Consider the following 11,260-nt stretch of genomic DNA (forward strand, 5'->3'; position numbering starts at 1 on the left):
TTCGCATACTGCAAGGCATACCTTTGCCACGCTTATCACCTTGGAACAGGGCGTTCCTATTGAAACGGTCAGCAAGATGCTGGGACATACGAATGTAAGTATGACCGAACGTTATGCAAAGGTAACACCACAGAAACTCTTTGAGGAGTTTAACCGTTTCCTCTCTTTCACCGAAGATTTACGTTTAACCATTTAACCAAGATTTTATGAGAAGTACATTCAAGACACTATTCTATATCAACAAACAGAAGACAAAGGCAGACGGAAAGACCGCTATTCTCTGCCGTATCACCATAGACGGAAAGACTACCGCCATTACCACAGGCGAGGAATGCAGGTCCTCCGAGTGGAATAGCAAACAAGGATTGACAACTGATAAGAAAACCAATCAAAGAATCGGCGAGTTCAAAGAACTTGTAGAAAAGACCTATCAGGAGATACTGATAAATGGCGGAGTGGTAAGCGTGGAACTACTTAAAAACCGTTTGTTGGGAGTAGCCACCATACCGACAACACTTCTTGCCATGAGTAAAGCCGAACTACAATCCGTTAAAGAGTGCGTGGGCAAATCAAGGGCAGAGGGAACTTATCTGAACCTGTTCCATTCTGACAGAAATCTCCGTGAATTTGTCGAAAACAAAGGAGTGCAGGATATACCCATATCCACCATTATGGAAGACTTGTTTGAAGAATACCGTTTCTATCTGAAAAAACGAGGTTTGGCAACAGCAACCATGAATCGTTATCTTTGTTGGTTGAGTAGGCTGATGTATCGTGCGGTCAGCCAGAGACTCATTCGCTGTAATCCTTTTGAGAATGTTAAGTATGAGAAAACGGAACAGAAGATACGCTTTCTACAAAAGACTGATGTTGCCAAACTTATGGCTTTGAAAGTAAACGACAAGGAAGCAGAACAGGCAAGGCTGATGTTCATCTTCGCTTGCTTTACGGGTTTAGCTATTGCCGACATGGAATGCCTGCAATCTGGACATATCCAAACGGCAGCGGACGGGCAGAAGTACATTAGAAAGAAACGGCAGAAGACAAAGGTGGAGTTTATCGTACCCCTGCACCCGATAGCGGAAGCCATCATCAAACATTACAAGGCTGAACAAGAGAAAAACGGAGGAGGGCAATCAGTGAAAGAAAAAGGTGAAACTGAAACAAGGACAGATAACCTTGTCTTTCCCCATGATTGCAGCCGAAGTGTAATGGCAGCCAAGTTAAGTATCGTGGGCAAAGCTTGTGGTATCAGAGAAAGGTTGTCCTACCACATGGCGAGGCACACGTTCGGAACGATGAGTTTAAGTGCAGGAATACCCATCGAGAGTATTGCCAAAATGATGGGACACGCCTCTATATCCAGTACTCAAATCTACGCACAGGTGACAGACAATAAGATTTCGGAGGATATGGACAGACTGATAAGAAAATATCAAAAGGAGAAAGCAATATGAACATCAATCACCATCAAACAAAAAGAGACCGCAGCTATTTTGAATGGAGCGACAATATACAAATCGTTCGCAAGGGAAATGGCGATATAGCATGACGGAGAGTGAACTCGTAGATTTCTTCGGTGTAACATGGAAGAAACTCAATTATCACCTGCAACTGCTTCTGAAAACATCTCATCTGCACCCTGACGAAAGGAATGCAGGTAAGGAAGAAGTTTTTGTGAACGGACGACTGCGAGGATATGCTCCGCTTTATCCGCTCACTATCATCATCGCTTTGTCTTATCAATTGGACAGCATGGAAGCACATTTGTTCAGGAACTACATCTGCCAAGAGTTACAACACCCAACACCTATGGTAGAACAGATATTTCTATACGGAGGTGGCAGTATCAATTGATATACAACTTTTCTCTTTCACTGATATTATCTTACTACATTACTACAAGGAGGGATAATGCGGTGAAAGGAAAAGCTTTGGTGTTGTAGTCAGAAAGTAGAAATTACTATTACTACGGACAGACTATATGCTACCATGTCTTTGCAGATGCTTCACGGCAATAACAGAAAACAGCATCGGTATTTCGCCATTCTTTCCTGCGATTTTAAACGTTCCGTTCTTTTCAACTGTCATATTCCCAAATAGGTTGAAAGGCGAGTAATCATACTCTCCGAAAGACTTTATTTGCAAACCATTACAGAGCAAACCATTCAGCACTACAGCCAGCCCATGATTCCACGTAACAGTCTTTTCCCGATTGTCATTTTCCGAATCAGTGTAGGTAGATTCTTCCACAATGTAAGGCTCTTTGCGTGAATAAGCATATCGGACTTGCGAGAATTCTTCATTAAACATCCACAAAATAGGATGGAATTCCACGATAACAAACTTTCCACCGTCTTTCAGCATTTGTGAAATTACTTGTCCCCATTGAATTAAGTCTGGCAACCAATTAACTACACCATAAGATGTGTATACAATGTCGAACTTCTGCCCTTTCAACATGGTAGGCGCATCATAGATATTGCAGCAACAGAATTGTGCATTTAGCCCTAATTCCTCATTCAACGACTTTGCTGTTTGTATAGCCTCTTCCGAGAAATCCACACCAACGATATTAGCTCCCATCTTTGACAGGGAAAGCGTATCCATGCCGAAATGGCATTGAAGATGCAGAATAGACTTTCCTCGAACATCTCCTAATAGAGACAAATCCAAGTCGGGAACAGACTGTACCTCTCTTTTAAACTTGTCCAAGTCGTAAAATGAAGAATGCAAATGAATTTTTGTTCTTGCATTCCATGCTTCTTTGTTTATCTTATAATAATCTTCCATCATATATTTCTTATTTATTACCTTTCTCCCAACGTTGAAACCTATCCATAAAGAAGAATGCAGAAAACACACTTAGTATGGTAAGAACAATACCAATAACTACCCATAGAACCAGTTGTGGGAAAGATAAAACTGTTACTTTTAAGAATTCAGCAAAAGAATAGATGCAGTAAGGCAATGTAAGGAGGCTTGTAATGATAACGGGCACATACTTTCGATATACAATCCACTGCACAATATGCATTAACAGGTGAACGGAATATCCTGTCAATGCAGCAAACCACCATTGATATTGACCTGTCCAAACCGAGCAAAACGAAACAACAGAAATAAGTATGAACTCGTGAGCAGTACCAACGGCAAAGGTCGAAGTGGAATAATCGAAAGGTCCTTGTCGAGTAAAAAACGATTCGATTTTAGGAAATCGTTTTTTCAATTCTTCCCTATTTCTGTCAATCCAACGCCTAAACATAATAATTTCCTCGTAATCATGAACCATAAACACGAAAGGAAGAAGCATCATTATTAAGTTTATTCTTATCATAATTTCTCTAGTTACTTATTTCAAACTACCGATTCAGTTTCTTCCAATCTTCTAAAGTGATTTTGGTAAAATGCTCTGTACGAACCTCATTTAACAGTGGAACAGGCTTATTATCTTCTGTATGGCTGTAAACGAATCCGCATTTCTCTTGTGCTCGTTTCGATTTCTCGTTGCCATCGTAGTACCCACACCAAACCGTAGTTTGCCGTAAGTTCTCAAAAGCATACCGAAGCAATTCGTTTACGGCTTCAGGAATCAAGCCTTGTCCCCAATAGGCTCGCCAATCCAATAACCTATCTCACATTCGTTGTCCGCAATCTTTGCGCTGTGGATTTCGCTTCTTGCAGTCATTATTCCAACGCTGCCGACAGCTTCACCAGTTTCTTTCAACACAACTGCATAGGTTTCAGGAGCAGAGAGTACAGCCTTTATAATTTCACGACTGTTCTCTACACTTGTATGTGGTGGCCAACCAGCAATCGGACCAACGTTTGGATTCTGTGCATACTTGTATAATGCTTCAGCATCGCTTTCTTTCCATGCTCTCAATAGCAGGCGTTTTGTTTGTAGTTCCATACTTTTTTCTTATACTTTATCTGTTGTAATGTCTAAAGAAGTCAAACGTTCTATTTCTTGTGGCGATAGATAAAGTCCGAGCTTTCGGTTTATTCTCTCATACACAAGTTTTGTATAACAGAGCTTTTCGTTGATGGTTGCTTTCAACGAACCGTCTATGCTTTCATATTCTTGACTATCTTATTTTTGCGAAAGACTATCAGCAACCTTTTCTTTTAGCTCGGCTTGGCATTGTTTAATAGTCTTTCCTGCCGTTTCAATGACGATACGGCTTTTGTGCCACTCGTGATATTCTCGGTTTTCGATGTCGTCCCATACAGGGAGATTCATATTTGCAACTTCTGTATTTCTCTGTTCTACACGCTTTTTGTGTTCTGTCTTATCCGAACATATAACCTCAATATTTACAAAACGACAGTTGTTATTAACAGCAACCTCTTCCCATTCGCGCCTTGTCAGTTCAATAGGGTTACAACAATCAGCCACGACATTGTTGCCCGATTGCAGATTGTCGGTTGCCATACGATATGCCAATCGATAGCCTTCTCCCTCAACATTGATACGACATAAATCTTTCAGTCCTTGTTCTATAGTATCAATACGCAGATAAACAGCTCCAAACTCTTTTACTAAAAATCTTGCAAGTGTGGATTTGCCAACTGCTGGTAGTCCAGAGAAAATAAAAAGAATGGCTTTACTCATTGTAATATTCATTTTAGTAGCTTGGCCGCGAGTTTGTAAGTAAACGAAATTCGAGGATTGGATAAATCCCATCGCTCCACTTCCTGCCATACCAATTTTGCGTGCTTCTTGCTTATATCTCTTAAAGCATTTCCTACGGATTTCCGAAGATATTCGCTTTCATGTGCCTTATGCTTAGCAATGAGAGCAATAGCCACTGAAGGATTTTCTTTAAAGTATGGGCGACTTGTCCAAATTCTCAATCCCTCAGTCACAGCACGGATAACATTTGGATTATCGTCTGTTATCCATTCCTCTATGAGAGGTAAAGAAACTTCATACCCTCTGTGTTGGCAAACTTCATCGAAAGCCTTTGCAAGCATTTCCTGCACTCGCCAATTCTCATCAGTGCTTACTCGCTCTTTCAGAAAACGAAGTGCGTTATTATCTTCTGTTGCCAATCTGCCCAATATCGTTGTTGCCAACATTCGGGCTTGATAGGCTTCGTGCTTTAACAATTCAAGTGCAAAATCAAAGCACTGTTCTTTTGAGTATGTAGAAAGGATTTCGTCGGCTCCATCAATGATGTGCTGAAAACCATGCTCTATTTGCAGTATCTTGTTCAATATATTATCGACTTCCATTTATTTGTTAATGATTATATAAAATTCATTCCCCGTTCTCTTTAACAACAAGTCCGTTGCGCCAAGTAGTGACAATGAACCAGGGCTGTTGACTAATTTATTCTTTTCTATTCCTGGTTGAACTACATATATATGGAATTCAATATCGCAATAACTTGATGATAGCATATTTTGGATTATCAGTAATTCATTATCACCACCTTTTTCAAAGCGTGAAGGTCCTCCTTGCGTAAGTCGAGTGCTATTTCTACGGTTCATATGCTTTAATAACTCTATAGCATTATGCCTCCAATGATAGCTTCTTTGTGCTTGCCCACATACTTCATATAAATCTTTCAACCGCCCTCCAGGTTTCTTGTTGGAAGAAAATTTACAATGATATAATTCAAATATAAGTTTGTTATGTTCTGACTGATATCCTTTTATTGCGATGATATCGCTTGCCTCATTTGCATCGTCATCGTCAAAAATAATATCATACTCCGGTTCTTTCTTCAATAGCTCAAGTATTCTATACTGTATTGAATCTTCCTGTTTCGTTTTTTTCTGCGATTCTTTAGTAATATCGACGCCGTCCCAATTATACACCAATATCTTTTTCGTATCGAAAATAGGGGACTTATAGTTGAACAAGAAAAATAAATCATTGTACATTTTTGAATTGTCTTGAAACCATATGATAGGGGGATACTCAAAGAATAAATCTATAATGTCTTTACTTTCTTTTCTTTGACTTACAATAATTGGATTTCCTTTTATGAGGCTATATTTATATCCTCGACCATTCTTATCTTCATCTAATTCCAACTTATATGAAGATATACTATTTCCCGTGATAATATCAAAATCAATAGTATTGGAGGTATAGGCTACTAACTCGATGTTATGGTCTATTAGCAAGTTGGAGTCATCAATCGCTGATAGAGGGTCATAGTAAAACTTCTCATTCCATTTGATTGATATTGGAACTTTTCCCGAGGGAAAAGTTGATATTCTTTCGGGCTTTTGAATAAAATCAAAAATATTTTTTGTATCAATCCTTTCATCTAGCAATTTACTTCCTATCTTATCACACCATTCACAATAATCCGGTATAGATTTAACCAACTTTGTCCATACACGCCCCTTATTAGAACATCCAATAGTTATTTTTTCTCCGTCTTCATATCCTGTTCCAAATAAATTTGAACTATGCATTCCTTTGTCTATCTCGCTTAATCCTTTGACAATTCCATTTCCTGCATACATTGTAAAACTAATAGGTCCATCCAAGTGTGATTTTAATCCAAGATTAAACAACTCCAACTGAAAAACATTATGCAAGACCCTGTATATATCACTTTCATTGTATAAAGAAATATTTTTACCAACTAATGCTTCTGCAAGTTTATCATGAGTAGACCCATTATTTGAACTGTTGATATATAAAAGTTTCTGCTCTGGGTTCAAATATGCAATATACAAGTCGTATTCCGTATTAATCAGGTCGTCGATTTTTCCCCAAGCAACTTTTTCCGTGTTACGTGCAATGATTACTTGCAAATTCTTTTTAGTATGTTCAACAGCAACAGTTTCATATTTTTTATTTTTGAAATAATCAATATACTTTTCAGGACGCCAAAAGACATTGCTATCATAAAGTTTAAATACCACAGTGCTCATAGCTGGCATAATGTTCCGCAGAGGTATTTTGTGTGGTATCGGTACGTCCGAAAAGTTCTTAAAGAAACTTTCTTCCTTAACAATGCTCCCGATAATATCTTCATTTGATTGGCTTATGATTTTATCCCAATCCGAATCTTTACGATATAGTTCATTTAACACACCTTTAAATCTATTGTCAACGATATTAGCAATAACAGTCGCTGTTCCAAGATTACTTCCTGTTGTCCGTGTAAACCTCCCAATGAACTGGAAGGATGTTGTTATATTTTTGTGCATTTCGTGCATTGCACAAATTTTTAATTGGGGAAGGTCGAATCCTTCTCCAAGCATATCTACACAAACAATAATTCGGTGTCGTTTTTCTTTAATTCCTTCAAGTATTTCTCGCTGTGATACTTTTGATATTCCACTATGAATTAAGACTGGAGAATACTTTGAATGTTTTTTATATATCTGTTCGTAAATTTCTTCTGCTTTTTTTCTCTCATCAACACGAGCCATTAAAATATGGTCATATCCGGCTTCAAGATCTCTTTTTAGTGTGTCAATAGCCTTTTCTGCAATCTTTTCATCGGCCGTTGCGGGATTAAAATCTACGATAGGGATAAATGTGATTTTTTCATAATACTTGTCTCTTTGTGCCAAAGACAGAGGATAGTTATATATGATTTCTCCTTCAATACGACCACCATCATTTCTGAATGGGGTTGCTGTGAATAGCAATACAGGTTTTTCTGCGACTTCAAATTTTAACTTTATTTCTTTCCAAGTTTTTGCTGCGATATGATGTGCCTCATCTACAATCAAATTATTACATTGCTGAACTATCAGATTAAAAATATTACTTTTCCCTGTTTTGAGGAGGTTTGTCAGAATTTGAGGTGTGGAAACAATTACATTGGCATCTAATATCTTCTTTGCATCCTCTACTGTTTCAATGGTCGTTTTAAGTACAGAAACCTTTGGATAAAGGACTGAATTTGCAACAATTTCAAATGGTTCAGTTTTAAGAATACCCAGTTCAATAAATTTATTGGAGATTTGTGTTCGTAATGAATCTGTCGGGACGATAACTAATGTTTTTTCATTTTGATTTGCTATTGATAGACAGAGCATCGTTTCTGTTTTTCCAGTCCCAGTCGGCATTACAACCAAAGCTGATTTGTTTGAAATACTCCAGTGTGCTAAAATTGAATGTAATGCACCGATTTGAGGCGGGCGCAGTCCATATTGTACAATGGTTCCAGATTCGTTTTGTTTTTCCTGTTTGTATTGAAATCCATTATACCAAGAAGAAACAATTTTTGAAACAGATGGATGTTTCCCGACAAGCAGTTTTTTCTTACAACTTTGGATTGCTTCTAAAGTTAGTTCTTGTTCCTTCTCCAATTGAAGATAAAATACTGCATTATAGCTCTCGGTAGGATATTTATCTTTATTTTTCGACAGAAAATAGACAAATCCATGTATGGTATGAAACTCATAGCCTGAAAAGGCATTACCCTCATACTTTTTAAGAATACCTTTCTCTTTCCCAATATAATAGGTCTTTTTATTTTTTCCTATAAAAATGGGTATTTTGACGGAAAAATCAACTGCCACTTGTTCGTCTGGAAATAAATTACACATAACGACTTACTTTAGAAACCATTTATTCTACAAATATAAGGATTTTATAATTAATAAAGCAATTGTTCGTATTCTATTTAATAGTGTCATTCCAACTTTATATTTTTAAGTCCAATAACAAATGCAATAGTTGTTTATCTCCTTGGAAAATCGTTGTACCCTTCGATAGTTCTCTAAATACCCTTATAATTCTTCTCCAGCATCCTTTCCAAGTCCGAAGCCTTGTAGAGTATCTTCCCTGCAAATTGCGTGTAGGGGATGATTTTTCTGTCGCGGTAGTTCTGCAAGGTAGGGGGACTGATATACAGCCGCTCGCACACTTCCTTGCCCGTGAGGAAAAGTTCGCCAGCAAAGAGTGGCTTGTGTGTCTGTGCCACTTCCATGATCCGTTTCCCCACACCTCTCAATGCCGAGACGACCAGCTGCATCTCGTCCGTCTCCATGTTCAAATCTCTTGCAGTTTCCATCATATTTGTCTGTTTTTAGAGTTATTCGTCTTTGAATGTAGCAAACTTTCCACATTCTCGCGCTTGTAATAGCACTTGTGCCCGATTTGCGTAAACGGCAGCACACCCGTATCGCGATAATGCTGCAAGGTGCGCTTGCTGATGTTCAACAGCCGGCACACATCTCCGTTGTGCAGCCAGTCCGTGTGCTTACTCTTCTCTCCGAATGCCTTGTGACAGCATTCCGCAAGGCTCAAGATTTCATCCCGAAGCTTTGCCCAATTGGTTTCCGTAATGACATAATAATTCATAATCATATTGTGTTATTGTTTGTTATTTCAAATTTTTCCTGTTTCCATCGGCAAAGATAATGGCGTGCGTGCACCTCTCAAAGCAGCGGAGAACAGCAGGGAAGTGTCGGGAAGAATAAGGAAAAGGGCAATCTGCCTCATCGGTTCGCATTTGCGTTTTCCTGCCCGTCTTCTTTTTTCGATGCAAAATTAATATCGGATATTTCTCATTCTATCGCTTTTCATTCAAGTGGCAGCTTGTGGCGCTATGACAAGGACAAAAGAGACAGATTGATGTTCTTGTCACTGCACAAATGAGGTTAATAAGGTAATCAAAGCAAAAGAGTGTATCTGAAAGCAAACAACGATAATCATATTTCTGCTAACCTTTCTTTCCTGTCATCCGTTTTTTGCTTAATGAGACAATAAATGCTCTTCTTGCCTGCCCGTTTCCCTAAGAATTTTACAGCAGACAGGCGCAACATTATGCAAAAAGACTCTGAATGCTTGGAAGTTACGCATTCTCACCCTAACTTCACTCTTGGAAACCAATTCAAGGGAATAATGAAAAAGAACGCAAATACAGGCAAGCATAAGCAACGGGGAAAGCTTCCCATCTCCATTCCTTCAAACTTGTAGTAGCCAAATGTAGTAAAATGTGTAGTATTGCCCTACACTATCAAGCATTACTGATTATCAATTACTTATCACAGAATAGTATGTAGTAAGAAGAAGGATGAAAAAGTTTGGAAACGGTAAAACAAGTAAACTTAAAATAAGATAGGGTGATGAAAAAGGAAAGAAGAAATATGGAAGAAATAGATCGTTTCATAGGAGAAACTCTTGGTATAAGCCAAGCTGAAAGTTCAAGTGAACAAACTGTCGCTGAATTCCGGGAAAAGGGAATGAAAACTATTCATGAGCAAAAACGACAAGAGGTAGAACATGCCATAGAGCATGCCAGGCCATCCGAGCCTGTACTGCATACAGAGCATGCAACTATTCAACGACGCATCAGTGCCAAGATGAGAAAAGAGACACTAGACGCATACAAGCAGGCGTTCCTCGTTCCGACAAAGCTATATGAGAGAAAGGCGGTTTACCTGAGCAGGGATACACAGGAACGTGCGGACTTCATTGTTCGCAGGTTGGGTGATAGGGGCAGCAACCTCTCAAGCTTCGTGGAAAATATCATCCGCACACATTTGGACGAATACGGTGAAGACATAGAGAAATGGAGAAGACTGTAAGCCGTAAGAAAAGGGTAGACGGTTTTCAGAAAAAGGGACGCCCCTTTCACTCAAAACCCTCGACACTTTTCAGAGAGTAAGGCAACGAACTTTTGCTAAAAACACTGAATGGTGGGAACGCTACGAACGCAGTTAGATACTGAATGCACGGCATTCGCTTTTAATAACCAAAACGCTTTATGCGTAAACGTTTCGTTAGCTGACATTGCAAGACGTCAGTTTGTACCCACACACTGCGCTTGCTCCCCTCGTCAAACTGTCGGGGAGATTAGACCAAAATCACTTCGTTCTCATCGGTCAGTGTTCAGAAATTAAGCAATAACAAATCATCTACGATGATTAACTTTCAAAGAAACTTATATGAACAGATATAATAGAAAGACTGCCAAGTGGCAGCAACGAGGTAAGGAAGAAGCGAGGATGAACAAAACGGAGTTCATCAAGGTAAGATGTACCAGTGAAGAGAAGCAACGTATCAAGTCAAAGGCAGAAAGTACGGGACGAAAGTTCTCAGATTACTGCCGTGAGATACTCCTTAACGGAGAAGTGGTTGCCGTTCCCAAGATGACAGACAATGAGAGGGAAGCCATTGCCATTCTCCAGTATACAGGAAGATTCTACGGGCAGGTTTCCAACCTCATCAAAGTCAAGGACGAGGATTGGCTACATCTCACCAAAAACCTTTCGCTATGTGCCAAAGAGGCATTTAAGCGATTTTACGACCCTCATTTTCGTGTGGACG

12 protein-coding genes and 2 pseudogenes are annotated in these 11,260 nt (G+C 39.1%); 5 read left to right on the top strand and 9 right to left on the bottom strand.

Going from position 1 to position 11,260, the window contains the following annotated elements; genetic code table 11:
• The 3 genes and pseudogenes from JCM12259_RS15310 to JCM12259_RS15315 all read left to right on the top strand — a co-directional run.
• Nucleotides 1-196: tyrosine-type recombinase/integrase (locus JCM12259_RS15310; RefSeq protein ID WP_036889007.1), on the top strand; the 196-nt coding region annotated here is incomplete at its 5' end.
• Nucleotides 197-206: 10 nt separating this feature from the next.
• Entirely contained in the window at nt 207-1,457 is a 1,251-nt protein-coding gene (locus JCM12259_RS11455) for a site-specific integrase (protein ID WP_025066558.1), read from the top strand.
• Nucleotides 1,454-1,857, top strand: a pseudogene (locus JCM12259_RS15315) (hypothetical protein). The gene JCM12259_RS11455 and the pseudogene JCM12259_RS15315 overlap by 4 nt, the downstream one beginning before the upstream one ends.
• Nucleotides 1,858-1,980: 123 nt before the next feature.
• On the opposite strand, the gene JCM12259_RS11465 reads toward JCM12259_RS15315, so the two are convergent.
• The 9 genes and pseudogenes from JCM12259_RS11465 to JCM12259_RS11500 form a co-directional block, all read right to left on the bottom strand.
• Nucleotides 1,981-2,793, bottom strand: a complete 813-nt coding sequence (locus JCM12259_RS11465) for a class I SAM-dependent methyltransferase (protein WP_025066559.1) — start codon at nt 2,791-2,793, stop codon at nt 1,981-1,983.
• A 10-nt stretch (nt 2,794-2,803) separates the two neighbouring features.
• The gene (locus JCM12259_RS11470) at nt 2,804-3,337 is read right to left on the bottom strand and encodes an HXXEE domain-containing protein (RefSeq protein ID WP_025066560.1); all 534 of its coding nucleotides are present in this window, start codon (nt 3,335-3,337) and stop codon (nt 2,804-2,806) included.
• A 25-nt stretch (nt 3,338-3,362) separates the two neighbouring features.
• A pseudogene (locus tag JCM12259_RS15320) lies at nt 3,363-3,913 on the bottom strand (GNAT family N-acetyltransferase).
• A gap of 9 nt (nt 3,914-3,922) precedes the next feature.
• Nucleotides 3,923-4,060, bottom strand: coding sequence for a DUF3781 domain-containing protein (locus JCM12259_RS17895; RefSeq protein ID WP_148299624.1), 138 nt, complete (start codon nt 4,058-4,060; stop codon nt 3,923-3,925).
• A 33-nt stretch (nt 4,061-4,093) separates the two neighbouring features.
• Complete coding sequence (locus JCM12259_RS11480; protein WP_025066561.1) at nt 4,094-4,615, bottom strand: P-loop nucleotide/nucleoside kinase family protein; 522 nt, start codon at nt 4,613-4,615, stop codon at nt 4,094-4,096.
• An 8-nt stretch (nt 4,616-4,623) separates the two neighbouring features.
• The gene (locus JCM12259_RS11485) at nt 4,624-5,238 is read right to left on the bottom strand and encodes a DNA alkylation repair protein (RefSeq protein ID WP_025066562.1); all 615 of its coding nucleotides are present in this window, start codon (nt 5,236-5,238) and stop codon (nt 4,624-4,626) included.
• Nucleotides 5,239-8,532, bottom strand: a complete 3,294-nt coding sequence (locus JCM12259_RS11490; RefSeq protein WP_025066563.1) for a DEAD/DEAH box helicase — start codon at nt 8,530-8,532, stop codon at nt 5,239-5,241.
• A gap of 173 nt (nt 8,533-8,705) precedes the next feature.
• Nucleotides 8,706-9,002 carry a helix-turn-helix domain-containing protein gene (locus JCM12259_RS11495; RefSeq protein WP_025066564.1) on the bottom strand — a complete coding sequence of 99 codons (297 nt, stop codon included), beginning with the start codon at nt 9,000-9,002 and terminating at the stop codon, nt 8,706-8,708.
• Nucleotides 8,999-9,289 (bottom strand): helix-turn-helix domain-containing protein, encoded by a 291-nt coding sequence (locus tag JCM12259_RS11500; protein ID WP_025066565.1) that lies wholly within the window; start codon nt 9,287-9,289, stop codon nt 8,999-9,001. The genes JCM12259_RS11495 and JCM12259_RS11500 overlap by 4 nt, the downstream gene beginning before the upstream one ends.
• Before the next feature lie 767 nt (nt 9,290-10,056).
• On the opposite strand from JCM12259_RS11500, the gene JCM12259_RS11510 reads away from it, so the two are divergent.
• The gene (locus JCM12259_RS11510) at nt 10,057-10,518 is read left to right on the top strand and encodes a DUF3408 domain-containing protein (protein ID WP_025066566.1); all 462 of its coding nucleotides are present in this window, start codon (nt 10,057-10,059) and stop codon (nt 10,516-10,518) included.
• A 360-nt stretch (nt 10,519-10,878) separates the two neighbouring features.
• Nucleotides 10,879-11,260 (top strand): plasmid mobilization protein (locus JCM12259_RS11515; protein WP_025066567.1); only part of this gene is annotated, 382 nt, incomplete at its 3' end.

The organism is Hoylesella enoeca JCM 12259 (assembly GCF_000613405.1).
Lineage (GTDB): Bacteria > Bacteroidota > Bacteroidia > Bacteroidales > Bacteroidaceae > Prevotella > Prevotella enoeca.